This window comes from Mesorhizobium sp. EU05-FHT14A09, from assembly GCF_058790995.1.
Genome location: NZ_JBYTDF010000002.1, coordinates 272,008 through 296,545 on the forward strand (window position 1 = coordinate 272,008; position 24,538 = coordinate 296,545).

The window sequence follows — 24,538 nt, forward strand, 5'->3', positions numbered from 1 at the left end:
TCAGCCGTTATAGCGCTGGAAGACCAGCGATGCGTTGGTGCCGCCGAAACCGAAGGAATTGGACAGCGCGACATCGATCTGCCGCTTGCGCGGCGTGTTCGGAACGAGATCGATCGCCGTCTCGCGCTCGGGATTGTCCAGGTTGATTGTGGCCGGCGCGATATTGTCGCGAATGGCAAGAATCGAAAAGATCGCTTCAGCGGCGCCGGCAGCGCCGAGCAAGTGACCGATCGACGACTTCGTGGACGACATCGACACCTTTGATGCGGCGTTTCCAACCAGGCGTTCAACGGCACCCAGCTCGATCGTGTCGGCCATCGTCGACGTGCCATGCGCATTGATGTAGTCGATATCGGCAGCCGTCAGCTTGGCACGCTTCAGCGCGGCGGACATGCAGCGGAAAGCACCGTCGCCATCTTCGGCCGGCGCTGTGATGTGATAAGCATCGCCGGTCAGGCCGTAGCCGGTAACCTCGGCATAAATCTTGGCACCACGCGCCTTGGCGTGCTCCAGTTCTTCCAGAACCACGACGCCAGCGCCCTCACCCATGACGAAACCGTCGCGATCCCGGTCATACGGGCGTGACGCCTTCTCAGGCGTATCGTTGCGTTCGGTGGAGAGCGCGCGGCAGGCGGCAAAACCGGCCAGCGACAGGCGTGTGACAGGAGCTTCGGCACCGCCGGCCACCATCACGTCTGCATCGCCGAACTGAATGAGCCGCGCGGCATCGCCGATCGCATGCGCGCCGGTTGAGCAGGCCGTGACCACAGCGTGGTTGGGACCTTTCAGACCGTGTCGAATCGACACCTGGCCGGAGACGAGATTGATGATCTGTCCGGGGATGAAGAAGGGGCTGATACGACGAGGCCCCTTCTCCTGCAGGATCAGGGCGTTTTCAGCAATGCCCTCGATGCCACCAATACCCGAACCGATCATGACGCCGGTCGCGCATTGTTCTTCGTGGGTTTTCGGCTGCCAGCCCGAATCCCTCAAGGCTTCGTCGGCGGCCGCGATCCCGTACAGGATGAAGTCGCCGATCTTGCGCAGTTCCTTGGGTTCGAGAACGGCCTCCGGATTGAAGGTTCCGTTCTCGCCATTGCCGCGCGGAATAACATGCGCAATCTTGCAGGCAAGGTCTTCGACTTCAAACTCGGTGACGCGGCTGGCGGCGCTACGGCCGCTCAGAAGTTCCCGCCAACCGTGCTCGACCCCAACGCCAAATGGCGACAGCAGGCCGAGGCCCGTAACGACAACGCGCCTCATTCCAAGTCCTTCCCGAAGACCTATGCCGGAAAGATCAGGCCGAGGCCTTGTCGATGTACTTCACGGCGTCGCCGACCGTGAGAATGGTCTCTGCCGCGTCGTCCGGGATTTCTACGCCGAACTCTTCCTCGAACGCCATGACAAGCTCAACCGTGTCGAGGCTGTCCGCGCCGAGATCGTCGATGAACGAGGCCTGCTCCGTCACCTTGTCGGCATCGACGCCCAGATGCTCGATAACGATCTTTTTGACGCGCTCTGCGGTGTCACTCATGTTGGCATCCTTCGTTCTATGATCTGTCTTCGTTAGCGGGCACACTGCCGCTAATCAAGCTGAAAGATAGGTCGGGCTTATACACAATAAACAATGCCGGCTTTTGCCCGAACCGCCGGGTTGCGGGCCGCATTACACGAAAACGGCTCGTCATCCAAGGCGCGAGCATCGTTTTTCCAAAGCCGCGACTGGTCGCGGCCAGATGTTAGATCATCGCCATGCCGCCGTTGACGTGCATCGTCTGCCCCGTCACGTAGGAAGCCTCTTCCGATGCGAGATAGGCGACCGCAGAAGCAACCTCGTTGCCTGTTCCCATGCGCTTGGCGGGAATCGCGGCCATGATCGCTTCTTTCTGCTTGTCGTTCAGCTTGTCGGTCATGGCCGATTCGATGAAACCCGGAGCAACGCAATTCACGGTGACGTTGCGCGTCGCGATTTCCTGCGCCAATGATTTTGAAAAGCCGATCATGCCGGCTTTGGAGGCGCAATAGTTGGCTTGGCCCGGATTACCGGTGACGCCAACGACGGAGGTGATGTTGATGATGCGGCCGTAACGCCGGCGCATCATCGGATGCGTGAGTTCCCGGGTCAAGCGAAAGACCGCAGTCAGGTTGACCTCGATCACGCTGTCCCAGTCGGCATCCGACATCCGCACGAACAGGCCGTCCTTTGTGATGCCGGCGTTGTTGACCAGAATGTCGACGCCCTCGAGATCCGCTTCGGCCTTCTGGCCCAGCGCCTTGACCTCGTCGCGATCCGAAAGATTCGCCGGGAAGAGTTTGACGCGATCGCCAAGCTCGCCCGCAAGCGTTTCAAGCTTTTCGACGCGCGTGCCGTGCAGGCCAACGATCGCGCCTTGCGCATGGAGTATCCTGGCAATGGCTTCGCCGATGCCACCCGTGGCTCCGGTGACCAGTGCCTTGCGGCCTGTCAGATCAAACATGTCTTGTCCCTCTCAAGCACACCCTTCACACGGGTGGGGTCATCAGGTTGCTCAGGCGAGTACGGCAATGGCCGCATCGACGTCGGCGGGATTTCCTATGGAAGCCAATGAGATATCGCGGTTGATCCGGCGGGCCAGGCCGGAAAGTACCTTGCCGGCCCCAATCTCGTAAAGCGTGGTCACGCCATTGGCGCCGAACCATTCCACCGTCTCGCGCCAGCGGACGCGACCCGTCACCTGCTCGACTAGGCGGGCCGCGATCGCCTCGGGATCGCGGGTTGGTGAAACCGAAACGTTCGACACAACCGGAACCACCGGCGCATTCTTGGTGACATTGGCCAGAGCCTCGCGCATGGCCTCGGCTGCCGGCGCCATCAGCGCCGAATGGAACGGCGCCGACACTTGCAGCATCAGCGCTCGCTTGGCGCCTCTTTCCGTGCACAGCTGCGCAGCCAGTTCCACGGCTGCCTTGGCGCCCGATATCACCAGCTGGCCGCCGCCATTGTCATTGGCGACCTGGCAGACGGATCCCTTGGCAGCTTCGGCGCAGGCGGCTTCGACATCAGCCTGCTCGAGGCCGATGATCGCAGCCATGGCACCTTCGCCGACCGGCACCGCTGATTGCATGGCATTGCCGCGAATGCGCAAGAGCCGTGCCGCGTCGGCCACCGAGACGAACCCAGCCGCGGCCAAGGCCGAATATTCGCCCAGCGAGTGACCGGCGACATAGGTCACCTTGTCCTTCAAGGAAAAGCCGCGCGCTTCGAGCGCGCGAACCGCCGCCAGCGACACGGCCATCAGCGCGGGCTGCGCATTCGCCGTCAGCGTCAATGTCTCTTCAGGTCCGTCCCAGATCAGAGCGGACAGCTTCTCCCCGAGCGCCTCGTCCACTTCTTCAAACACGCGACGGGCTTCGGGAAAGGCATCCGCCAGCTCTTTGCCCATGCCGACCGACTGGCTGCCCTGCCCCGGAAAGGTAAACGCGACCGCCATAAAGAGAGCTCCAATTGCTTGATCTCGCCTGCCCTGTGCGCAAGCGCGGGCGACAAGTCAAGTCCGACGCGCCCTGCGCGGGCTGCTCCAAACAGCGCTTCTGAGGCGGCGCGGGCGATCAATCATGATGAAAATCGAACACGATTCGTTTGCTGGCTCTTCTAAATTTTGCCACAGGCGCTAGTCTTTTGTGACATTTGAGTGACAGTTGAGTGACGCATTTGCAGTCGGGGGACTAGTAAGTTGGCGAAGGGATGGTCAGGGAGCGGCATGAACGCGCCGAAGCACAGACATGACACCGCCGTGGCCGGCCTCGAACCGGGCGAAGAACGGCGTGCTGTGCGCTATTGCCTGATGACGCTGGCCGCCTCGGCGGTACTGGTGTTCGCCATCGAATTGATTTTTCGGGGCGACCTCGCCGGCACGTTCGGCTTCTTCCTTCAGCCGTCCAAACCGGGCTGGACCACGGTCATCCTGTTCACGCTTATCCTGATCGGCCTCGACGCATTGCTGGGGCGCAATCATCAAAGCCTGATGATTTTCGCGCCGCTGACCCTGGCACTGGCGTTCGTCGGACATCAAAAATCACGCTACCTTGGCGATCCGCTCTACCCGACCGACTTTCTTTATGTGCGACAGATCATCGAATTGATGCCCCTGCTGGTACGAGAGCGTCCATGGACGGGAGTGGCACTGGCAGCCGGCATTGCCGGGGTGCTGGCTGTGATCGTGATGTTGTGGCGCCTGTGGCGCCGTCGCGCGCCTGCTTTGCGCTACAAAGCGCGGCTCGCACGCCTTGTGGTCGCGATTCCGCTGTTGGCTTTTTTCGTCTCGATCATGGACTACGCGACCTTTTCGTGGACCCGAGACCGCCTGCAGATCATCCCGATGATGTGGGATCAGAAGGAAAACTACAATTCCAACGGTTTCGCGCTTGCCTTCGCACTCAACGTTCCCATGGCCCATGTCGCAGCCCCTTCGGGCTATTCGGACAAGGCCTTGGCAGCCATCGCCCACCCCGAGGCGACCAGTTTCGTGCCGGAAGACAAGCCGGACATCATCATGGTGATGAGCGAATCCTTCTGGGATCCCACCATCCTGCCTGGCGTGTCGATCAAGCCGGATCCATTGGCGGCTGTGCGGCAGCTCCGGTCGGGATCGATGCTGTCGCCAGAGTTCGGCGGCATGACCGCAAATGTTGAATTCGAGGCCCTGACCGGGTTTTCCAACGCCTTCCTGCCGGCAGGATCGATTCCTTACCAGCAGTATGTGCGTGCGCCCGTGCCTTCACTTGCCACTTTCCTGAAGAGCGAGGGCTACTCAGCCAGGGCATTCCATCCCGGAACCAACTGGTTTTGGAACCGCACTGCCGTCTACGCCGATTTTGGCTTCGACGATTTCCAGTCGGAAGAGACGGCGCCGTTGGAAAAACGCGGACCACTCGCCTCCGACCAGGCGATGACTGACCAGCTCATTTCCGCGGCCGACGCGTCGGAGGAGCCATTCTTCTATTTTGCCGTGAGCCTTCAGAATCACGGCCCCTACGAGCCCAATCGCTATAGCGATGCCTCCCACACCGTCGAAGCTCCGATCAGCCAGTGGGCGAAGGATTCGCTGCTGTCTTATGCGGAGGGTGCAGCCGATGCCGACCGCAATCTGAAGCGCCTGGTCGACTGGGCCGAGAAGCGGGATAGGCCAACCGTAATCGTCTTCTTTGGCGATCATCTGCCACCGCTGGGGCCGGTCTATGTGGAGACGGGCTTCCTCAAGGACAATGTCGCGCCGCGCAGGGAAGCACCCGACCAGATGAAGTTGCACCGCGAAACACCGTTGGTGGTCTGGTCAAACCGCACTGGGCTCTCCGAGGACATCGGCTCGGTCAGCCCGGCATTCCTGCCCTACCATCTGCTGAAGGCGGCAGGCATAACCCACCCCTATTACACGGGTTTCCTCGGCGAGGTGAGCAAGCGGTACAGCGCAATCGACCGCAACGTGCTGCTGGCCACTGACAACGAAGCAACCATCGACTGGGCTCGGCAAAAACAGATCGAGCCGCTGATCCGCGACTATCGCTATCTGCAGTACGACATGATGTTCGGTAAGCGCTGGTCGGCCCCCGACTTCTTCCCGGAGACCATCGAACGGCTCGTCGCCCATACGAGCTGACAAGCACCGGCGAGCCTACGGGAGCGGGCGGCAATCCCGCGCGGACTTGACTTTCCGGAAGCATTCTTTATGTGTCCGGCCAAGTTTTCCGCGTCCGGGTGTTTTCCCCGTGTTCCAGCGGCTCGAACTCCAAGACAATAACGGACGAACACCATGGCCAAAGCCGCGAACATCAAGATCAAGCTTCTGTCGACCGCCGATACCGGCTTCTTCTACGTGACGAGCAAGAACAGCCGCACGAAGACCGATAAGCTGTCGTTCCGCAAGTACGACCCGATTGCGAAGAAGCACGTCGAGTTCAAGGAAACCAAGATCAAGTAATCTGATTTCTTTTGGAATGCCGAAACGCCGCCCCTTGGGCGGCGTTTTTGTTTGCCCCTACCCGCGAGACAACGCCAGCCCGATCCGGGGAGGATCACTCCCAGGACGCGGTGGCTCAATCAAAGAAGAATAAGGGGGCCGGTCGGCGGATGGCAGCGGTACGAGGAGGCCACTATATGCCAGCGCCGGCCGGCCGACCCCACGGACCCAGGAGATGCGGCGGACCTGAGCATCATGGGGTATCAATGGAACATGCCGGTTTCGCCCCCGCACCGAACAGTTCCTCGTTAGCGGCTGCACATTTGCTCAAGCGCTGATGAAAAGCAATACTTTCTTAACCACGCACCAGAGATTCGCGCCGGTTAAGGTAAACGACTGATGATACCGGTTGCCAAGACAGGCTAGGCAGCCTTTGCCACCACCCGATTGCGGCCGCTGTTCTTGGCCTCATAGAGAGCGATATCCGCCCTCTTGATAAGATCTTCGACCGTGTCCGGTCCCTTGAGCAGGGACGAAACGCCGACGCTGATTGTGACTTCGGCGGTCTTGCCTTCGCGACCGATCGCAAAGGGCAAGCGGGCGATTTCAGCGCGGATACGCTCCGCGACTTTTTCGGCCACGACACCTTCCGTATCCGGCATCACGACCACGAATTCCTCGCCACCAAAACGGCAGGCCAAGTCGATGCCACGCACGTTCTTGCGCAACCGGTGGGCAAATTCGCGCAACACGTCGTCGCCGCCGTCATGCCCATAGGTATCGTTGATCGTCTTAAAGCGGTCGAGGTCGGTGATCATCATCGACAACGGCCGCCGACGCGCAACGGCACGGTCGAACAGTGTCTGCAGATGGCTGTCGAGGTAGCGCCGATTGTGCAGACCGGTCAGGCCGTCCGTCACCGCCATTTCGATCGTCTGGGTCACAGAAGCTCGCAACTGGTCGTTATAGCGCTTGCGACGCACCTGCGTGCGCAACCGCGCCGTCAACTCATGCGGATCGATCGGCCGGGTAAGATAATCGTTGATGCCGAGTTCCAGGCCACGGATGACTCGGTCTTCCTCGCCCTGGTCAGCCAGCAGCATGATCGGCACGAAACGCGTGCGATCGAGTGAACGAAGCTGCGAGCACAGCCGCAACGGATCGAAATCGGTGAAGTCGGTTGAGATCAGGATGCACTCATAGGGGATTTCCGCAGCCTGGAAGAAGCCCGCATGCGGATCCTTGACCGCATCCAGTGTCGCCTTGCCCCGCAGCACCTTCTGAATGCGCTCGGTGGAACTCTGGCGCTCGTCGATCAAAAGAACATGGGGCAGCGACTCCTGATCCGCCATATTGCGGCTCAGCAATTCCTCGATGCCGATGTTGCGGGTGGTGGAAGCGCGCAGCCGCAATTCATCCGTCAGCATCTTCAGGCGAACCAGGCTTTTCACCCGCGTCATGAGTTGCAGATCATTGACTGGTTTGGTCAGGAAATCATCGGCACCGGCCTCGAGCCCGCGCACGCGATCGGTGATCTGGTCAAGCGCTGTAACCATCACGACGGGAATGTGCGAAGTGGCCGGATCGCTCTTCAGCCGGCGGCATACCTCGAAGCCGTCCATGTCCGGCATCATCACGTCGAGCAGAACGACGTCGACCTTGCCGTTCTCGCAGGTCTCGATCGCATCCGGCCCACTCGACGCCGTCAGCACCTCGAAATATTCGGCCAGCAACCGCACTTCGAGCAGCTTCACATTGGCCGGCACGTCATCGACGACAAGGATACGGGCTGTCATCTCATGCGGCTCCAGGCAAACAGCGGGCAACCATCAAGCGTCACCCAAATAGGATTTAACTGTCTCGATGAAGCGCGGCACCGAGATCGGCTTGGAAATGTAGGCCTCGCAGCCACCCTGGCGAATACGCTCCTCATCCCCCTTCATGGCGAAGGCGGTGACGGCGATGACCGGGATAACGTGCAACTCGTCGTCTTCCTTCAGCCATTTTGTCACCTCGAGCCCTGAAACCTCCGGCAACTGGATATCCATGAGGATCAGATCAGGTCGGTGTTTGCGCGCCAGATCCAACGCCTCGAGACCGTTGCGGGTGCGCACGGTTTCGTAGCCGCTGGCCTCGATGAGGTCACGAAAGAGCTTCATGTTGAGCTCGTTGTCCTCGACGATCATTACCTTCTTCGGCATAACTTCCCGCTCCGACGGCGCTCTCGCAAGGAAACCGTCGCATAGCGCTCCAAATGGAGAGCGCCCAAACCCGGTTTGACTTTAGCGCGAGATGATTGACGAAACGCAAACCACCGGTCCGAAATCCGATCAGCTTGCTCGCAACAAAACAACGGCAACACGACACAAGCCTTGCCCTCGGCATTGCTTGTGACTACTTCCAGACACAGACTCATCACCATTGTTGGAATCAAGGGTAGCGATGGCAGACGCAGCGTCAATGCGTGAGCAAGCTGAAGCGCTTGCCATCAACGTGCTGGCTTTTGTTGCCAGCGACGCCGAACTGCTGCCGCGTTTCCTGGCGATCACAGGCATCGAAGCGAGTTCCATCCGGCGCGCTGCCACCGAGCCTGGCTTTCTGGCGGGCGTGCTGCAGTTCGTTCTTGCGCATGAACCTACCTTGATGCGCTTCTGTGAAGAAACCGGCACGCCACCTGCATCGGTCGGCAGGGCGCTGCGTGCCCTACCCCTAGGCAATCAAGACGATTATGAGCCTTCGACATGAGTGATGACCCCGAAACCGCCCGCCAGATAGCGGAACTTGCCAGCGACGACCGCCCCCTTCTGGTGCTCGATGTCGATGATGTGATCCTGGAGTTCATCCGGCCATTTCCGCGCTTCCTGGAGGTTCGTGGTTACGACCTGACCTTTGCTTCGTTCCGCTTGACTGGAAATGTCGCCGAGAAGGCCACCGGGCGCGTGGCAGAGCAGCATGAGGTGCATACGCTGCTCGACGATTTCTTTGCCGGTCAGGCCGAATGGCAATATCTGGCCGAGGGTGCCGCAGATACGTTGCGCTCGCTGGAAGACAAGGCCGAAATCGTGCTTTTGACGGCTATGCCGCACAAGCACCGTTCAGCGCGGCGCGCCCATCTCGATCAGCTTGGGCTCCGCTATCCGCTGCTCACCACCGAAATGGCCAAAGGGCCAGCCGTGGCAAAGCTGCGCGGCGACAAGGGCCGCCCGGTGGCGTTTGTCGACGATCAGCCCAACAACCTGATTTCGGCGCGAGGCTCGGTCATCGACGCGCATCTGTTTCATCTGATGGCCGACAACTCGCTGCGCGCCTTCTTGCCACCGCTGCCGGAAGATCTGATCGTGGTGCAGGACTGGCATGAGGCCGCACCGAAGATTGCGCAGGCGCTGGGTGTCTAAAGCGTCGTTAACGGAAACGCTCTAGTTCCTTGTTTTCACGCAATTTCGGACGGAAAATCGCTGCGCACTTTTCCTGAAATTGCTCTAGCAAAGCCGTGCAACGCCGGCCAAAAAGAAAGCCCCGCCGATGATCCGGCGGGGCTTTCTTTTTGGCCGATGACTTTCTCGGGTTACTGCTGCGCGGGCTGCTGCTCTTCCTGGCCCGTTCCTTCCTCAGCAGGCTCAGCGTCCTGAGCCGGGTCGGCTCCCTCCTCCAGGATCGCATCCCCATCGGTTGCACCGTCTTCAGCCGGGTCGACAACTGGATCTGGGCCTTTGACGGTGACGCCATTGACGGCGACGCTGCCGTCCGACTTGCCGTTGACTGCCCATTCAATGCGGCCATCCGGCAACGTCTTGGCGAATCCCTTCATCGCCAACGCCGCAGCAACCGCATTGCTGGCGTCCGGTGTCGTCTTGGCCGCCTCCTGCAGCGTTTCGACGATCTTGTCGTAACCCGACACCGTAACGGTCAGATCGATATCCGGCTTCTTGGTTGGATCCGGCTTGTCGAACGGAAAACGGACCTCGCCTTTGAAGGCGACCTCAGTGTCCTTGTTCTTGATGATGCTGGGTTCGATCAGCACCTTCGGCGACTTTGCCAGGAACTCTGCTGCGATCTTGTCGCCGAAATCGGCAGGAAGCGGCGGCTCCTTGCTCAGGTCGAACGCCTCGATGGCTTTCCTTGCCATGGTGTCGAGGTCGAGATTGGCGCCGCCGAAGTTGAGTTCGAGATCGGTCGGCAGCAGCGAGACGCTCCAGGCTGGCAGCATCTGCGCGGCGATTGCCGGCACGGTCACGCCGTTGGCTTTGAGACCATAGCTCAACGTGCCGTTCTGGCTGACGCCGTCGGCGCCGAACTTGGCGACCAACCCGGTCATGCCGAATTCACCCAGTGGCGTACCGACCTTGAAATCCTTGAAATTATAGGCGCCGTCGAAACGCTGCCAGACAGGCAGCGCCGCCAGAAGCAGCGTCTTGAGTTCCGCCTGATTGGCCTTGACCTTGGCTTCTTCCTGATTGGCGACGCCAAAGGCGACCAGATCCAGTATTGCCCTGCTGCGCAGTCCCTTGGCAGTCGCGTCGACCGCGAAGCTCGGAGAATGGAAGGTGAGCGGAACCTTCATGCCACTTTCAGGATCGTCAATGGTGACCGTCTCGCTGAAGTCGGCCACGGTCTGGTTCATGACGAAATCGACGCCACCATTCGCGGCCTTCGCCCCGGTTCCGGTCATCGTGGCGGTACCGGCACTCGCCTGCACATTCGATTTCGGATCCTTCGAGGCCATGGTCATGCCGGCCATGGACGAAGTCATGCTGGTGAACGCGGCCAGTGCCGGATCGTAGAGGCCGGAGAACTTGCCGTCCTTGATCTCGATCTCGGTATTCTGTTGTCCGTCCGGGGTCTTTACCTCGAAGGTTGCCTTGGACGGCAGCGCGCTCGACACATCCCAGCTACCGTCGGAGCGCGGCTTCACCGCCAGCACGTAAGCAGGCACGTCGAATTTGACGAAATCCTGCGTAGGAAACGTGTTGATCAGCGCCTTGAAATCGATCGTAAGTTGATAAGCATCCCCCTTCGGCTCAACCTTGATCACGCCCTTCTCGAAAGCCTGGCTGCCGAGATAGCGGGCAATATCCTTCTGAACCTGGGCTGCACCCTGGCTATCGATGCCCTGGCCAAAGGCCGGAGCGCAGATCGCCAGAGCTGAAACAGTCGTCAATATGCGGCGCACTTATGGTCTCCACTTTTTATTCAGGCAACGGGGAAAATCCGCTCTACTCGGCCCCTTCGTAGGAAATTACCGTCACAACCACAAGGAGACATGACAGGCCGCATCGAATGGGATCGCACTGCGGCAGCACGAAGCGCGGACCACGATCCTCACATCATCGCGCACTCTAAAGGACCAGTCGCATCAACGGACGCCCTGCCTTGCGTTCGACAACACGCTTGAAACCAGCCTGCTCGAAGACCCGGGATGAGCCGACGAAAAGGCCCAGCGAGCGCGTGTCTCGCGAAACATCGATCGGACAGGCTTCGATCTGCCGCGCGCCGCTCTTTCGCGCGAACTCAACCCCGCCGGAAACAAGCCGATGCGTCAGCCCCTGGCCCCTTGCCTTCACGCGGATGAAAAAGCATGAGATCGCCCACACCCCGGGATCATCTGCGTCCAACGGATGGATCGGCGCTGATCCGCGCCCCGCGTTATTCCATTCGGGCACGTCGACGCGCGGCCCTATCTGCATCCAGCCCTGCGCCGTTCCATCCTCCACCGCAAGCAATCCCGGCGGCGGGCCGGCTTCGATACGCGATCGGATATGATCCTTGTTGCTTTGCTTGTTGCTCGCCCGACGCACAGCCGGCGGCAACCTGAAATGCGTGCACCAGCAGCCGTAACATGCGCCCTGCTTGCCAAACAGATCTTCGAACTGCGGCCAGAAATCTGGCGTCAAAGCGTGGATTTCTATGTTCATGACATGTCCCTCCGGTCGCCTTGTGCGGCCCGGCCGTGTAGACTAATTTGCAATTGTTCTCTTTATGTTCGCAGTGATGGCGACCCCTGTCAACGATCCCGAGCACGGTTTTTGCCGCGACTGCCTGGCACTCCAGCGCAGCAGGGCGATGCGTTGCGAGCGCTGCGGCAGCCCTCGAATCGTTCGTCATCCCGAACTTCACCGGTTGCACATCGCCCACATCGACTGTGATGCCTTCTACGCAGCCGTCGAGAAACGCGACAATCCGGCGTTGCGCGACAAGCCGGTGATCGTCGGCGGCGGCAAGCGCGGCGTCGTATCGACGGCCTGCTACATCGCCCGCATCCACGGCGTCCGCTCGGCGATGCCGATGTTCAAGGCACTTGAGGCTTGCCCTGAGGCGATCGTCATCAAGCCGGACATGGAGAAATATGTGCGCGTCGGGCGCGAAGTGCGCGCCATGATGCTGGCTCTGACCCCACAGGTCGAGCCGATCTCCATCGACGAAGCCTTCCTCGACCTCGCCGGCACTGAAAAACTGCACGGCCTGCCGCCAGCCATGGTGCTGGCGCGCTTCTCGCAGATAGTCGAAAAAGAAATCGGCATCACCGTTTCGGCCGGCCTTTCCTACTGCAAGTTCCTCGCCAAGATCGCGTCCGACTTCCGCAAACCGCGCGGCTTTGCGATCATCGGCAAGGAGGAGGCGGTGTCCTTCCTTGCCGAACAGCCGGTGACCATGATCTGGGGTGTAGGCAAGGCGTTCGCCGAGGTTCTGGCACGTGATGGAATCCGCACGATCGCACAGTTGCAGAAACTGGAACGTGGCGACCTTTTGGGCCGCTATGGCGTCATGGGCGACCGGCTCTATCGCCTGTCGCGCGGCCAGGACGACCGCAGGGTCGAGCCCGATCACGACGCCAAGAGCGTCTCTGCCGAGACGACATTCGACACCGACATTGCCTCACTGGATGAGCTGGTGCCGGTGCTGCGTGCCCTCTCCGAAAAAGTATCGGCACGCCTGAAGAAAGCCGGCATTGCCGGTCGCACCGTCGTGCTCAAGCTCAAGAGCCACGATTTCAAGATCCGCACCCGCAATCGCCAGCTGGGCGACCCAACGCGACTCGCTGACCGTATCTTCTCGACCGGTCTCGATCTTCTGCGCCGCGAGACCGACGGCACCAGATACCGGCTCCTGGGCATCGGCGTCAGCGATCTTTCCGACGACGAAAAAGCCGATCCGCCGGATCTCGTCGACGTGCAATCCCGCAAGCGTGCGCTGGCCGAAAACGCAATCGACGCCCTGCGCGACAAGTTCGGACGCAAGGCCGTGGAAACCGGCTACACCTTTGGCAAGGGGCATCGCGGCCGCCCCGCCCGCCCCGACGAGGATGAAGGTCCCGACGTGCAGCACCCGTGGGAGCGCATCTGACACCTGCCCCGGCCCTGTCTGGCTCATCCGAAAGACAGCGCTAGCAATTGTAGCGCCGCAGCCGTTCTGCCAGACAAAGCAATATGTCACCCACTCCGTCGATCCCCAGAGCCGCTTTCTGGATGGCGCTGTCGATCGCGTCCTTCCTGTTGATGTCGGTTGCCGGGCGCATGACCACCAGCCAGCTCAGCGTCTTCCAGGTGCTGGAACTGCGCTCCGTGATCGGCTGGTTCATCCTGCTGCCGCTGGTTCTGACCCAGGGTGGTTTTGCAGCCATGGCATCGCGACGGCTGCCCCTGCACATCGCGCGCAACATCATCCACTATGTCGGCCAGGGTGCCTGGCTTTACGCGCTGACGCTGATACCGCTCGGCGTGCTGGTCTCCATTGAATTCACGACACCGATCTGGACCGCGTTGCTGGCGGTGCTTTTCCTTGGGGAGAGACTGAACCGCTCTCGCATCGTATCTATCGTCCTCGGCCTGATTGGCGTGATCATCATCGTGCGGCCGAGTACCGGCTCGATCGAGCCGGGCCATCTCATCGTTCTGGGCGCTGCCATGTGCTTCGGTGCCTCGGTGGTGATGGTCAAGGCACTCACCCGCACCGACAGCGTGGTGCGTATCATCTTCTGGATGCTGGTGGTGCAATCGGCATTGGGACTGATCCCCGCCCTCATCGAATGGCAAAACCCGCCGCTCGAGCTCTGGCCGTGGCTGCTCGTTATCGGCTTCACCGGCATGTCCTCGCATTTCTGCATGGCGCGGGCGCTCACCTACGCTGATGCCACCTTGATCTCGCCGATGGATTTCCTGCGCGTTCCCTTGTCCGCGCTGATCGGATGGCTGCTCTACAAGGAACAGATCGACGTCTTTACCGCCGGCGGCGCTGCGCTCATCCTGATGGGCAATCTGCTCAATCTGCCGCGTCGCTCAGCGAGAATAGAGACCGCGACAGCAGATTGATCGCGTAAAAGCAAAGAGCTGGCGCGTTTTCTTGCTTCCGCAGAAACGGAACCGATCCAGGATCAATTGCGCTTCAGATCGACCTGAGCGGTGATCACCGACTTGCCTGTCGTTGCATCCTTGTCGATGGTGACGATGCGCATCGCATTCCGGCCGAGTTTTTCCACACGCATCTCGGCGTCGCGATCGCCGTTCACCGGCTTGGCCCAATGTATGCCGAGATTGAGCACGTCGCCGCGCCGCCGGCCGGAAAGAGCTGCTGGGCCGGTCCTCGATCCGATATAGGTCCCGCCATAGCGCTGTCCCTCGGCTTTCAGGCGCACGCCAATGCTGCGCGAGATCAGCACCATGCCGCGGCAATTGCCGTCGAGCGTCAGCGTAGCGGTTCCTGCCCTGGCGTCGAAGGAACAGGAAACATTGACCGCCGGCGCCTTGCTGTTGACGCGGAAACTGCCGTTGCCGCTCCATTTGCCTGCCAAGGAAGCAAAGAAACCCGGTTCGGCGGCGTGTGTCGGCTGCGCAAGGAACAGAGTTGCCAACGCGGCTGTCATGCAAAGGCGGATCGGCATTCGTTCTTCCCCAGAATCGCGGCAAATCCAAGCATCGCTTTTCGATGCCATTCATTTCAGTTTTGTGTCGGCACTCAGTTGCCCTCGTCGGGTATGTTGAGGATATGACCGCAAGCCTTGCAATGTACGGCATCGGGCTCGTGACGCTGCAAACCGCATTGCGGGCAGGGAAACAACACCTTGGTCGGACGGAAGACTGCCTGGGCCAGCCGCACAAATAGCGAGATACCGGTAATCATGGTGACGATAGCCGTGAGTTTTCCGGCAACGCCCGGAAGCACGATGTCGCCAAAGCCGGTGGTCGTCACCGTCGCTACCGTAAAGTAGAGCGCGTCGACATAGCCTACGAGGCCTGAAGTCTGCCGGAAGAAGAAGGTGTAGACGAAGCCGGTCACCACGAACAGGAACGTCAGAAGGTTGATGACGGCTTGTGTGGTTTCACGCCATGCCAGGAAGCGGCCAGAGCCAAAATGTCGCCACAACACGCCGCTGCGCGACAGTGACCAAAGTCTGAGGATCCGCAGGAAACTGAGATTGGCCAGCGCCGTGGGGAACAGCAAGGTGAGCAGGATGAAGACGTCGACCCAGGTCGTCGGCTGTCGCATCAACCGGATCATGTCCGTCGAAGCAAGCAGGCGTGCCGCAAGATCAGCGGAGACGAGGATGGCCACGGCATAGTCCAGCCACAGGAAGGACGCCGAATTCTGCAGCAGCGGGGTAGCGAGAAAGAAGGCGATGATGACGAGATCGATCAGCACCACCATCGCCTGGAAGCGGACGGCTTCCGGCGAGCGGCCGTGATAGAGCCGGCGCAGGCGGTCACGCAGCCTCGCCAGGGAGGAGCCGTTCGTGGCTTCAGGCTTCGCTTCAGCTGCCATTGCTATCGGGTAGCGTTAGCAACGCCGCCCGTCCAGCGTTTTCCAGCCGAGGCACTCAGACCAGTTCGACTTCGATGACCCCGGGAACAGCCCGCATCGCCGAAGCGACCTGAGGCGAGATGCGGTAACGGGTGGGCAATTCGATTTCAACCTCGCCCTGGCCGCCATCCTTGATCAACACGAAGGACACCTGCCCCTCGCCCTTCACGCTAAGCTGACCGGCCAACGTATTGAGCGGGCTGGCATCGCGCAGGAAGATGCGCAGCGCTTTCTGGATGCGACTTGCTTCGTCTTCCAACGATTGCACGGTCTGGATGCGCAGGTTGACACCCTCCGGCCTGTCTTCCGCCGCCACGGTGATAACGACCGATTTGCCGGCCTCCAGCATGTCGCGATATTGCGCGAGCGTCTCGGAAAACATGACGGCCTCATACTGGCCGGTCATGTCGGAGAAATTGACGACGCCCATCTTGTTCCCGGTGCGCGTCTTGCGCTCCTGCTTGGCCGTGACCGTTCCGGCAAGCCGGCCCGCGGAAGCGCCACGTTTCACGGCGGCGGAGAACTCCGCCCAGTTCTGCACGCGCATCTTCTGGAGTGCGGCCTTGTATTCGTCCAGCGGGTGCGCCGACAGGTAGAAACCAACCACCTGGAATTCGCGGTGCAGCCGGTCCGCCGCCAGCCACGGTTCGGTCGACGGCAGGTTGAGCGCCTGGGACTGCGCGCCCAGCGAGGCGCCGAAGATATCCGCCTGCCCCGAGGTGGCATTCTGCTGCGCCAGCGCTGCCAGCCCCATCATGCGCTCGACGCCGGCGATCATCTGGGCACGATCATGCCCGAAACAGTCGAGCGCGCCCGCCATGATCAGGCTTTCGAAGACACGCTTGCCGACGACCTTGGGATCGATGCGCTCGCAGAAATCGGCGAGGTTCTTGAAAGGTCCGTCCTTGCGCTTTTCGACAATGTGCTCGACGGCGGCATCACCGACGCCCTTCAGCGCCGCCAGCGAGTAGAAGATCTTGTTCTCGCCCACTTCGAAATCGCGGAAACTAGTCAGGACCGACGGCGCCACCACCTCGATGCCCAACCGCATCGCATCCTGGCGGAAATCGGCCAGCTTGTCGGTATTCGACATATCGAGCGTCATAGACGCTGCCAGGAATTCCACCGGATAATGCGCCTTGAGATAGGCGGTCTGGTAGGAGACGATGGCATAGGCGGCGGCGTGCGATTTGTTGAAGCCGTAGTCGGCGAACTTTGCCAGCAAATCGAAAATGAAATCCGCCTGTGGCTTGGCAACGCCGCGCTCGACGGCACCCGCGACGAAGATGTCGCGTTGCTTGTCCATTTCGGCGCGGATCTTCTTGCCCATGGCGCGGCGCAGCAAGTCGGCCTGGCCGAGCGTATAGCCGGCAAGCTCCTGCGCGATCTGCATCACCTGTTCCTGGTAGACGATGACGCCCTGCGTTTCCCGCACCAGATGGTCGATCTTGGGATGGATCGACGCGATCTCCTCCTCGCCATGCTTGCGTGCATTGTATGTCGGGATGTTCTCCATCGGACCCGGCCGATAGAGCGCGACCAGCGCAATGATGTCCTCGATGCGGTCGGGCCGCATGCCGATCAGCGCCTTGCGCATGCCGGCACTTTCAACCTGGAACACGCCCACCACCTCACCGCGTGACAGCATGGCGTAGGTCAGCTGATCGTCGATCGGGATCGTGGCAAGGTCGATATCGATGCCACGGCGGCCGATCAGCTTCACCGCCTTATCCAGCACCGTCAGCGTCTTCAGGCCGAGGAAGTCGAACTTCACCAGTCCGGCATCCTCAACCTTCTTCATGTTGAACTGCGTGACCGGCATATCCGAGCGCGGATCGCGGTACATCGGCACCAGTTCCGACAACGGACGATCGCCGATGACGATGCCGGCGGCGTGCGTCGAGGCGTGGCGGTAGAGCCCTTCCAGCTTCTGCGCCATCTCGAGCAGCGTGTTGACGATCGGCTCCTTTTCCGCCTCCTCGGCGAAGCGCGGCTCATTGGCGATGGCGTCCGCCAATTTCACCGGATTGGCCGGGTTCTGCGGCACCATCTTGCAGAGCCGGTCGACCTGGCCATAGGGCATCTGCAGCACGCGGCCGACGTCGCGCAAGACAGCGCGGGCCTGCAGCGTACCGAAAGTGATGATCTGTCCGACCTGGTCGCGCCCGTATTTGCCTTGCACGTAGCGGATCACCTCTTCACGGCGATCCTGGCAGAAGTCGATGTCGAAGTCCGGCATCGAGACACGGTCGGGATTGAGGAAGCGCTCGAACAGCAGCGAGAATTGCAGCGGATCGACGTCGGTGATGAGGAGTGCGTAGGCGACCAGCGAGCCGGCGCCGGAACCGCGCCCCGGGCCGACGGGAATATCATGCTGTTTCGCCCATTTGATGAAGTCCGACACGATCAGGAAGTAGCCGGGGAACTTCATGCGCTGGATGATGCCGATCTCGAACTCCAGCCGTTCGCGATACTGTTCCTCCGTAAAACCTCCGTGCAGGCCGCGCTCGGCGAAACGCCTGGCAAGGCCATCGCGGGCCTGTCTTGCCAGTTCCTCGGCCTCGGCCATTTCAGCGGCTTCTGCGTCGGCCACATCGGCGCCGGCGAAACGCGGCAGGATGGGCTTGCGGTTTTTCGGGTAATACGAGCAGCGCTGCGCGATCTCGATCGTGTTGTCGATCGCTTCCGGCAAGTCGGCAAACAGCCGCGCCATGTCTGCCTGGCTCTTCAGATAATTGTCCGGCGTAAGCCGCCGGCGCTCGTCGGCCGCTATCACCGAACCTTCGGCGATGGCGATCAACGCATCATGCGCTTCGAAATCCTCGCGTGAGGAGAAAAACGCCTCGTTCGTCGCCACCAGCGGCAGGTCGTGGCGATAAGCCAGCTCGACAGTACCGTGTTCGATGCCGCGATCGTAGCCAGCCATCCGTTCCAGTTCGACATAGAGCCGGTCGCCGAACAGGGTTTTAAGGATCAGCAGCCGAGCCTCGGCCAGATCCTTGCGATCATCGCGCAGGGCTGCGCCGATCGGGCCGCGCGGCCCACCGCTCAAACAGATGATGCCTTCGGCAATCTCCGCGACCATATCGGTGGTGACATGCACTGGCTCGCCCGACGGCGTTTCCAGATAGGCCCGGCTGACCAGCCGCACCAGATTGGCATAGCCGGCCTCCGTCGCCGCGATGAGCACGACAGGGCGCAGATCAGGCCACTGCTTGCGGCGGTCGCGTTGTCCGTCGTTGCTTTCACCGGAAAAAGCCAGGTCGATCTGGCTGCCCATGATCGGCTGAACGCCGTCCTTGACTGCCTTCTGCGCGAACTCCAGTGCGCCGAACAGATTGTTGGTGTCGGTGACCGCTATCGCTGGGGATTGATCCTTGATGGCGTGACCGACAATCGGGCCGAGTTGCAGCGCGCCTTCGAGCAATGAGTAAGCCGAATGAACACGCAGGTGGATGAATGGGCGCGCAGGGATCTCTTCCCGCTTCGGCGCCATTGCCTCGCGTTTCAGAGGATCGCGTATTCTGACTTCGTTTGTCACTGTTCGACTCGGTCTCGCCTGCGAATCTTGGGGCTGATTGCCACCAATCTAGTCAGCCGTTGCCCACCCTGCCACATCCATCCTCCGGTCCGCCATCTCGGCCACAGAAAACTCGCCACAACTGATGGTCTGCAGGTCCCATATTAGCCCTGTGTGAAATGCTTCACAGCCTTCCGGCAGCGATCCCGCCACGATCCTGAGGTGAGAAGACCTCACGGAGGAGAGATCACCATGAGCAACCGTTTTGTCGTCGATCTGTCGGGCGTGAAGCTTGCCAAAGGCATGGAAGAGAAGATCGCCCGCAACATCCAGCATGCGGTCCTGGCCGGCCTTGCCGATTCGCAGACTCCGCCCGAACTGGTCCTGCGCTTTCCAAAGGAATGGCTGGGACTGATCCTGCACCTTGACCAGCGCCAGATCCCTGCCCTGGAAAGGGAAATCGGCGGATTGATGCGCTGAAGCCATGCCGACGCTGGCTCACACCTCCAGACGTCACATGGACGGCGCCGGGGATTCGGACAGGACGCAGAAGTCCTGCCCCAGCGCACCGGCGGAACCTGGTGCGTTGCTCATCGGCGTCGTTGGAGCGGATGGCGTCGTTCAGCCGATCCCGACCCGCCTGGAAATCGACGCGGATTTTGTCGCCCAGACCAGCAAGACAGGCGCACCAGAAGCACGGTTCCGTTTTGCCGGACGGTGTGTGGAGGGAAAATGCCGCCAATGGACAGGGAATTCCTGCGGCGTCATCGAGAAAGTCCTGGTGGGTATGAGGGACCAGGCCATCGATCCGGCAGCAGGCCTGCCGCGCTGTGCCATTCGCGGCAGCTGCCGCTGGTATGCGCAGCGCGGGAGTGATGCCTGCCGGGCCTGTGTTTACGTCGTGACTGACCAGAGAGCGGACCAACTGGTCGTCTGACGTGACCCAGCGGGCTTCCCAAGCGCCCGCTGGGTCAAGCCTGCACTTTTGCTGAAGCTGCTCTAGGCGAATTCCATGATCACCGCGTCGACAGCAAGGCTGTCGCCCGGCTTTGCGTTCAGCTTGGAAATGGTCAGGTCGCGCTCCGCGCGCAACACATTCTCCATCTTCATGGCTTCGACCACTGCAAGCGTATCGCCCGCCTTGACCTCCTGCCCTTCGGCAACCGCGATGGAGACGACAAGCCCCGGCATCGGGCACAGCAGCAGTTTCGACGTATCCGGCGGCAGCTTCACAGGCATCAGCCGCTCCAGCGCCGCGGTTTGCGGCAGCATGGCCTGCGCTGCCACTGACATGCCTTTCCAGGCGATGCGGGTGCCATTCGGCAGAGGCCGCAGCTGCGCTGCGATCCGCTGTTTGCCGACGGTGCCACGCCAAACCGGCTCACCCGGCCGCCAATCGGAGGTCACCGTGAGCGCCTTGCTGCCTTCGATCGACAGGTCGAGTTCCATCGGAATGGAAATCATGCCTTCGAGAATGGCGGCTGACAGGTATTCCTGCCCAAGCTTCACCACCCAGTCACGCTTGAGCGCGCCGGAATGCGGCGCCAGCCGCCCACCGAGGCGGTCGAGCCGGTCTCGACGCAACAGTTCAACCGCCGTCGCTATCGCTGCCAGCACGGCCTTGTCTTCGCCGTCTGGCGAAATCGGCGCAAAGCCGTCGGGGTATTCCTCGGCGATGAAGCCGGTGGAAAGCCGCCCTTCGCGCCAGCGCGGATGCTGCATCAATGCCGAAAGGAAAGGCAGGTTGTGCTCGATGCCGTCGACCACGAACTCGTCCAGCGCTTCCGACATGGCATCGATCGCCTCGATACGAGTCGGCGCCCAGGTGCAGAGCTTGGCGATCATTGGATCGTAGAACATCGAGATTTCGGAACCTTCCGTGACACCGGTGTCGTTGCGCACGACAACGTCGCCGAAATTGCCCTCCTCCGGCGGCTGGTAGCGCGTCAGCCGCCCGATCGAGGGCAGGAAGTTGCGATAGGGATCCTCCGCGTAGAGCCGGCTCTCCACTGCCCAGCCGTTCAGCTTCACGTCGCCCTGTCCAAAAGCCAGTTTTTCTCCGGCCGCGACGCGGATCATCTGCTCTACCAGATCGACCCCGGTGATCAACTCGGTCACCGGGTGCTCGACCTGCAATCGCGTATTCATTTCAAGGAAATAGAAGTTTTTGTCCTTGTCGACGATGAACTCGACGGTGCCGGCGCTCTGATAGTCGACGGCCTTGGCCAACGCCACGGCCTGCTCGCCCATGGCCTTTCTGGTTTTCTCATCGAGGAAAGGTGATGGCGCCTCCTCGACCACCTTCTGGTTGCGGCGCTGGATCGAACATTCTCGCTCACCAAGATAGACGGCATTGCCGTGCCCATCGGCGAGCACCTGGATCTCGATATGGCGCGGATCGACCACGAACTTCTCGATGAAGACGCGATCGTCACCGAAGGAGCTCCTGGCTTCCGAACGTGCGCGATCGAAACCGTCACGCACCTCATCCTTCGACCAGGCGATGCGCATGCCCTTGCCGCCACCGCCGGCGGAGGCCTTGATCATCACTGGATAGCCGATTTCGCCTGCGATGCGTTCGGCGTGATCCGCGTCTTCGATGACGCCCAGGAAGCCCGGCACGGTCGAAACCTTGGCGGCATTGGCAAATTTCTTCGATTCGATCTTGTCGCCCATGGCATTGATCGCCTTGGGCTTGGGGCCGATGAAGACGATACCCTGCGCTTCCAGCGCCTCGCAGAAGGATGCGCGCTCGGACAGAAAGCCGTAGCCCGGATGGACTGCTTGGGCGTCTGTCGCCTTGCATGCCTCGATGATCCTGTCCGCGATCAGGTAGCTCTGTGCGGCTGGCGCCGGCCCGATATGCACCGCCTCGTCTGCCATCTCGACATGGACCGCATCACGGTCGGCATCCGAATAGACCGCCACGGTGGTGATGCCCATCTTGCGTGCCGTCTTGATGACACGACAGGCGATCTCGCCGCGGTTGGCGATCAGAATCTTCTTGAACATGGACGCCGCATCCTCCGCTAAGTCCTTACCTTTTATGGAGTCCCGTCCGCCTGCTCAAGCCACGCTCGTTTGCTAAGCCGCTGTTCGAAAGTTGAAGACCGGTCTGTCATCGCAGCCGGCGATCCAGATCGTCGACATGCTCCCGTTGGCGGCGTCTATTCCAGCCATTCGGTAATGAAAGCGCCAGCGACATGGACATCCGTGCTTTCGAACCGTCCGGGACCAAGATTGGAGAATTTATGTGGGACATCAGCTGGAACGACCAGGATTTGCCCGGCCGTTGCTTCGATGGTCTTGTCACCGACGGTAAACAATGCCCGCCCCTCCCTGATGACAAAGACTTCAGCATAGGGGTGTTTGTGCAATTTCGGCCCGCCGCCGATCTGGTCGGAACTGTAGCAGATCACGGAGACCTCGGCGCCATAGGCGCCGGCTTCGAACTCACCATGCAGGACGTCCGGCTTTTCGGCCCATTGCTCGCGCTCGATCAGATGTGCCATGGTCGCTCCGTCTCATTGTGCCGGGCCGACCTTAGACCAAGACGCCGTGTGCCGGAACATTGCCCTGGGACTTCACAACATCGGAATGGTTTGATGGCTGAAGCCGGTTACAGCACTGACGTGCGCACTCTCGACGAATTCGGGCCGAGAGAACTCTACACCATGCTCAAGATGCGGACGGATGTCTTTGTTGTCGAACAGAAATGTCCCTACCGGGAACTCGACGGCACCGATCCCGATACCTTGCATTTGCGCCTGTTGTCCGGCAGCGAATTGCTGGCCTATGCCCGCATCGGCAAACCGTCCCATGCGGCCGACCCTGCTGTCATCGGCCGGGTTTTGGTCTCGCCGGACCATCGCGGAAAGCGCCTGGGCGATGCGTTGATGAACGAAGCGATCGCGGTATGCGAGCGGCTCTTTCCTAACCACCCGATAGCGCTTTCCGCCCAGAGTCATCTGCGTCGTTTCTATGAAACATTCGGCTTCGTTGCGGTCTCGGACGAGTATCTGGAGGACGATATCCCGCATATCGACATGGAACGCGGATTGACATCGCAGGTCCCGATGGCGTCAACAACGTCATGACCGTCTCAATCTATGTCGACGCCGATGCCTGTCCGGTAAAGGATGAGGTGATCAAGGTCGCCGAACGGCACGGCGTCGCCGTCACATTCGTCTCGAATGGCGGACTGCGCCCGTCGCGCGACCCGATGATCCGCAACGTGGTGGTCAGCAAGGGCGCCGATGCCGCGGACGACTGGATCATCGAAAACGCCACGGCGAATGACGTCATCATCACCGCCGATATCCCGCTTGCCGCGCGGGCCGTCGCGCTCGATGCTCATGTGCTCGGACCGACAGGGCGCCCCTTCACGCCGGAAACGATCGGCATGGCTGTCGCCATGCGTGACTTGAAGCAGCACCTGCGCGAGACCGGCGAAAGCAAGGGCTACAATGCCGGCTTCACCTCACAGGATCGTTCACGTTTCCTGGGGGAACTTGACCGAATCCTGCGACGCGCGCTCAAATCAGCCACAACAAGCTGAAGCCGGCAGGTTGCGGTCATGAAACTACTGATTGGCAAGTCGACAAACCGCCTGATGCCATTTGCGGCCGCGGCCTGTGTAGGGTTGATCGCACTGGCGATAGCACTGAAATTCCAGCTGGCGATCGCGTATTCGGTCGGCGCGGACGCATTCTTCATCGTTTATATCGGACTGATGCTCGCGCGCATGCCCTATCTCACAGCGGAGCACCTGCGTCGCAAGGCAAGTGCCGACGACATGCCGGTCTTTATCATCTTCGCCGTCACTGTCGCAGTCATCGCTGTTGTTGTCGGGGCGCTCTTTCAGATCGTCAACGATAACCACAAGCATTCGTCGACGGAATTGCTGACGTCACTGATCTCGCTGCCGCTCGGCTGGTTGACCATCCACACCATGGCGGCGTTCCACTATGCCCACGTCTATTGGCGTGACGACGACGAGGTGCGCGACGCAAAGGGCAAGCCGGTGCGCCAGCCAGTCGGCGGTCTCGATTTTCCAGGAGGCAAGCCGCCCCAGGGTTGGGATTTCCTCTACTTCGCCATCGTCATCGGCATGACGGCGCAAACCGCCGACACCAACATCACGTCGACCCGTATGCGGAAGCTGGTCATCCTGCATTCACTGATCACCTTCCTGTTCAACACGGTCATCGTCGCGGCAGCGGTCAATGTTGCCGTTACGCTCGGTAACTGACGCGATCGGCGCACAAAATCGTGATGGCGTGAAACAAGA

24 protein-coding genes are annotated in these 24,538 nt (G+C 60.8%); 11 read left to right on the plus strand and 13 right to left on the minus strand.

The features are described 5' to 3' along the window. The 4 genes from fabF to fabD all read right to left on the minus strand — a co-directional run bounded on the left by fabF (window position 1) and on the right by fabD (window position 3,470). Window positions 1–1,263, minus strand: a complete 1,263-nt coding sequence (gene fabF / locus AC3WTO_RS08690; RefSeq protein WP_492460304.1) for a beta-ketoacyl-ACP synthase II — start codon at window positions 1,261–1,263, stop codon at window positions 1–3. A 34-nt stretch (window positions 1,264–1,297) separates the two neighbouring features. Then, a complete protein-coding gene (locus AC3WTO_RS08695; protein WP_006203723.1) occupies window positions 1,298–1,534 on the minus strand; it encodes an acyl carrier protein in 237 nt (78 codons plus the stop codon). A 205-nt stretch (window positions 1,535–1,739) separates the two neighbouring features. Next, on the minus strand, window positions 1,740–2,477 hold the full coding sequence (fabG, locus tag AC3WTO_RS08700; RefSeq protein WP_492460306.1) for a 3-oxoacyl-[acyl-carrier-protein] reductase: 738 nt from the start codon (window positions 2,475–2,477) through the stop codon (window positions 1,740–1,742). 51 nt (window positions 2,478–2,528) lie between these two features. After that, complete coding sequence (gene fabD, locus AC3WTO_RS08705; RefSeq protein WP_492460307.1) at window positions 2,529–3,470, minus strand: ACP S-malonyltransferase; 942 nt, start codon at window positions 3,468–3,470, stop codon at window positions 2,529–2,531. A 270-nt stretch (window positions 3,471–3,740) separates the two neighbouring features. On the opposite strand from fabD, the gene AC3WTO_RS08710 reads away from it, so the two are divergent. Then, window positions 3,741–5,636 carry an LTA synthase family protein gene (locus AC3WTO_RS08710; RefSeq protein ID WP_492460308.1) on the plus strand — a complete coding sequence of 632 codons (1,896 nt, stop codon included), beginning with the start codon at window positions 3,741–3,743 and terminating at the stop codon, window positions 5,634–5,636. A 153-nt stretch (window positions 5,637–5,789) separates the two neighbouring features. Then, window positions 5,790–5,957, plus strand: coding sequence for a 50S ribosomal protein L33 (rpmG, locus tag AC3WTO_RS08715; protein WP_040995604.1), 168 nt, complete (start codon window positions 5,790–5,792; stop codon window positions 5,955–5,957). Between the two features lie 401 nt (window positions 5,958–6,358). Here the strand turns inward: rpmG and AC3WTO_RS08720 are convergent, their stop codons facing one another. Continuing rightward, window positions 6,359–7,732, minus strand: coding sequence for a PleD family two-component system response regulator (locus AC3WTO_RS08720; protein ID WP_492460310.1), 1,374 nt, complete (start codon window positions 7,730–7,732; stop codon window positions 6,359–6,361). A gap of 33 nt (window positions 7,733–7,765) precedes the next feature. Next, a complete protein-coding gene (locus AC3WTO_RS08725) occupies window positions 7,766–8,137 on the minus strand; it encodes a response regulator (RefSeq protein WP_024926172.1) in 372 nt (123 codons plus the stop codon). A gap of 241 nt (window positions 8,138–8,378) precedes the next feature. Between AC3WTO_RS08725 and AC3WTO_RS08730 the strand changes: the two genes are divergently transcribed. Beyond that, window positions 8,379–8,681, plus strand: coding sequence for a DUF3572 domain-containing protein (locus AC3WTO_RS08730; RefSeq protein WP_492460311.1), 303 nt, complete (start codon window positions 8,379–8,381; stop codon window positions 8,679–8,681). Next, entirely contained in the window at window positions 8,678–9,331 is a 654-nt protein-coding gene (locus AC3WTO_RS08735; protein ID WP_492460312.1) for a hypothetical protein, read from the plus strand. Before AC3WTO_RS08730 ends, AC3WTO_RS08735 begins: the two co-directional genes overlap by 4 nt. 170 nt (window positions 9,332–9,501) lie before the next feature. On the opposite strand, the gene AC3WTO_RS08740 is transcribed toward AC3WTO_RS08735, so the two are convergent. Next, the gene (locus AC3WTO_RS08740; RefSeq protein ID WP_492460313.1) at window positions 9,502–11,106 is read right to left on the minus strand and encodes a hypothetical protein; all 1,605 of its coding nucleotides are present in this window, start codon (window positions 11,104–11,106) and stop codon (window positions 9,502–9,504) included. Window positions 11,107–11,272: 166 nt separating this feature from the next. After that, window positions 11,273–11,848, minus strand: a complete 576-nt coding sequence (locus tag AC3WTO_RS08745) for a GNAT family N-acetyltransferase (protein ID WP_492460314.1) — start codon at window positions 11,846–11,848, stop codon at window positions 11,273–11,275. 64 nt (window positions 11,849–11,912) lie between these two features. Here AC3WTO_RS08745 and AC3WTO_RS08750 point away from each other — a divergent pair, with 64 nt between their 5' ends. Then, on the plus strand, window positions 11,913–13,277 hold the full coding sequence (locus AC3WTO_RS08750) for a DNA polymerase IV (protein WP_492460315.1): 1,365 nt from the start codon (window positions 11,913–11,915) through the stop codon (window positions 13,275–13,277). 83 nt (window positions 13,278–13,360) lie between these two features. Continuing rightward, on the plus strand, window positions 13,361–14,242 hold the full coding sequence (locus AC3WTO_RS08755; protein WP_492460316.1) for a DMT family transporter: 882 nt from the start codon (window positions 13,361–13,363) through the stop codon (window positions 14,240–14,242). A gap of 62 nt (window positions 14,243–14,304) precedes the next feature. On the opposite strand, the gene AC3WTO_RS08760 is transcribed toward AC3WTO_RS08755, so the two are convergent. The 3 genes from AC3WTO_RS08760 to dnaE all read right to left on the minus strand — a co-directional run bounded on the left by AC3WTO_RS08760 (window position 14,305) and on the right by dnaE (window position 19,224). Beyond that, window positions 14,305–14,811 carry a hypothetical protein gene (locus AC3WTO_RS08760; RefSeq protein WP_492460317.1) on the minus strand — a complete coding sequence of 169 codons (507 nt, stop codon included), beginning with the start codon at window positions 14,809–14,811 and terminating at the stop codon, window positions 14,305–14,307. A 74-nt stretch (window positions 14,812–14,885) separates the two neighbouring features. After that, on the minus strand, window positions 14,886–15,689 hold the full coding sequence (locus AC3WTO_RS08765) for a potassium channel family protein (RefSeq protein WP_492460318.1): 804 nt from the start codon (window positions 15,687–15,689) through the stop codon (window positions 14,886–14,888). Window positions 15,690–15,744: 55 nt separating this feature from the next. Next, window positions 15,745–19,224: a DNA polymerase III subunit alpha gene (dnaE, locus tag AC3WTO_RS08770; RefSeq protein WP_492460840.1), complete on the minus strand. Its 3,480-nt coding sequence runs from the start codon at window positions 19,222–19,224 to the stop codon at window positions 15,745–15,747. Window positions 19,225–19,500: 276 nt separating this feature from the next. Here dnaE and AC3WTO_RS08775 point away from each other — a divergent pair, with 276 nt between their 5' ends. Beyond that, window positions 19,501–19,728, plus strand: a complete 228-nt coding sequence (locus tag AC3WTO_RS08775; protein WP_492460319.1) for a hypothetical protein — start codon at window positions 19,501–19,503, stop codon at window positions 19,726–19,728. A gap of 106 nt (window positions 19,729–19,834) precedes the next feature. Beyond that, entirely contained in the window at window positions 19,835–20,185 is a 351-nt protein-coding gene (locus AC3WTO_RS08780) for a hypothetical protein (protein ID WP_492460320.1), read from the plus strand. Window positions 20,186–20,247: 62 nt separating this feature from the next. On the opposite strand, the gene AC3WTO_RS08785 is transcribed toward AC3WTO_RS08780, so the two are convergent. Continuing rightward, window positions 20,248–22,260 (minus strand): acetyl-CoA carboxylase biotin carboxylase subunit, encoded by a 2,013-nt coding sequence (locus AC3WTO_RS08785; protein WP_492460321.1) that lies wholly within the window; start codon window positions 22,258–22,260, stop codon window positions 20,248–20,250. Window positions 22,261–22,415: 155 nt separating this feature from the next. Next, a complete protein-coding gene (locus AC3WTO_RS08790) occupies window positions 22,416–22,760 on the minus strand; it encodes a cupin domain-containing protein (RefSeq protein ID WP_492460322.1) in 345 nt (114 codons plus the stop codon). A 93-nt stretch (window positions 22,761–22,853) separates the two neighbouring features. Between AC3WTO_RS08790 and AC3WTO_RS08795 the strand changes: the two genes are divergently transcribed. From AC3WTO_RS08795 to AC3WTO_RS08805, 3 genes are read left to right on the plus strand one after another with little or no spacing between them, the layout of a single operon-like run. Then, window positions 22,854–23,345 carry a GNAT family N-acetyltransferase gene (locus AC3WTO_RS08795; RefSeq protein ID WP_492460323.1) on the plus strand — a complete coding sequence of 164 codons (492 nt, stop codon included), beginning with the start codon at window positions 22,854–22,856 and terminating at the stop codon, window positions 23,343–23,345. Then, window positions 23,342–23,806, plus strand: coding sequence for a YaiI/YqxD family protein (locus tag AC3WTO_RS08800; protein WP_492460324.1), 465 nt, complete (start codon window positions 23,342–23,344; stop codon window positions 23,804–23,806). The genes AC3WTO_RS08795 and AC3WTO_RS08800 overlap by 4 nt, the downstream gene beginning before the upstream one ends. Window positions 23,807–23,824: 18 nt before the next feature. Next, entirely contained in the window at window positions 23,825–24,499 is a 675-nt protein-coding gene (locus AC3WTO_RS08805) for a DUF1345 domain-containing protein (protein ID WP_492460325.1), read from the plus strand. Window positions 24,500–24,538 lie beyond the last annotated feature (39 nt).

Coding starts and splice junctions, on each gene's coding strand:
- rpmG (WP_040995604.1), top strand. CDS start 5,790: ATGGCCAAAGCCGCGAACATCAAGATCAAGCTTCTGTCGACCGCCGAT.
- AC3WTO_RS08725 (WP_024926172.1), bottom strand. CDS start 8,137: ATGCCGAAGAAGGTAATGATCGTCGAGGACAACGAGCTCAACATGAAG.
- AC3WTO_RS08695 (WP_006203723.1), bottom strand. CDS start 1,534: ATGAGTGACACCGCAGAGCGCGTCAAAAAGATCGTTATCGAGCATCTG.
- AC3WTO_RS08755 (WP_492460316.1), top strand. CDS start 13,361: ATGTCACCCACTCCGTCGATCCCCAGAGCCGCTTTCTGGATGGCGCTG.
- AC3WTO_RS08760 (WP_492460317.1), bottom strand. CDS start 14,811: ATGCCGATCCGCCTTTGCATGACAGCCGCGTTGGCAACTCTGTTCCTT.
- AC3WTO_RS08805 (WP_492460325.1), top strand. CDS start 23,825: ATGAAACTACTGATTGGCAAGTCGACAAACCGCCTGATGCCATTTGCG.
- fabD (WP_492460307.1), bottom strand. CDS start 3,470: ATGGCGGTCGCGTTTACCTTTCCGGGGCAGGGCAGCCAGTCGGTCGGC.
- AC3WTO_RS08720 (WP_492460310.1), bottom strand. CDS start 7,732: ATGACAGCCCGTATCCTTGTCGTCGATGACGTGCCGGCCAATGTGAAG.
- AC3WTO_RS08730 (WP_492460311.1), top strand. CDS start 8,379: ATGGCAGACGCAGCGTCAATGCGTGAGCAAGCTGAAGCGCTTGCCATC.
- AC3WTO_RS08750 (WP_492460315.1), top strand. CDS start 11,913: ATGTTCGCAGTGATGGCGACCCCTGTCAACGATCCCGAGCACGGTTTT.
- AC3WTO_RS08765 (WP_492460318.1), bottom strand. CDS start 15,689: ATGGCAGCTGAAGCGAAGCCTGAAGCCACGAACGGCTCCTCCCTGGCG.
- AC3WTO_RS08775 (WP_492460319.1), top strand. CDS start 19,501: ATGAGCAACCGTTTTGTCGTCGATCTGTCGGGCGTGAAGCTTGCCAAA.
- AC3WTO_RS08710 (WP_492460308.1), top strand. CDS start 3,741: ATGAACGCGCCGAAGCACAGACATGACACCGCCGTGGCCGGCCTCGAA.
- AC3WTO_RS08790 (WP_492460322.1), bottom strand. CDS start 22,760: ATGGCACATCTGATCGAGCGCGAGCAATGGGCCGAAAAGCCGGACGTC.
- fabF (WP_492460304.1), bottom strand. CDS start 1,263: ATGAGGCGCGTTGTCGTTACGGGCCTCGGCCTGCTGTCGCCATTTGGC.
- fabG (WP_492460306.1), bottom strand. CDS start 2,477: ATGTTTGATCTGACAGGCCGCAAGGCACTGGTCACCGGAGCCACGGGT.
- AC3WTO_RS08785 (WP_492460321.1), bottom strand. CDS start 22,260: ATGTTCAAGAAGATTCTGATCGCCAACCGCGGCGAGATCGCCTGTCGT.
- dnaE (WP_492460840.1), bottom strand. CDS start 19,224: ATGGCGCCGAAGCGGGAAGAGATCCCTGCGCGCCCATTCATCCACCTG.
- AC3WTO_RS08745 (WP_492460314.1), bottom strand. CDS start 11,848: ATGAACATAGAAATCCACGCTTTGACGCCAGATTTCTGGCCGCAGTTC.
- AC3WTO_RS08795 (WP_492460323.1), top strand. CDS start 22,854: ATGGCTGAAGCCGGTTACAGCACTGACGTGCGCACTCTCGACGAATTC.
- AC3WTO_RS08735 (WP_492460312.1), top strand. CDS start 8,678: ATGAGTGATGACCCCGAAACCGCCCGCCAGATAGCGGAACTTGCCAGC.
- AC3WTO_RS08800 (WP_492460324.1), top strand. CDS start 23,342: ATGACCGTCTCAATCTATGTCGACGCCGATGCCTGTCCGGTAAAGGAT.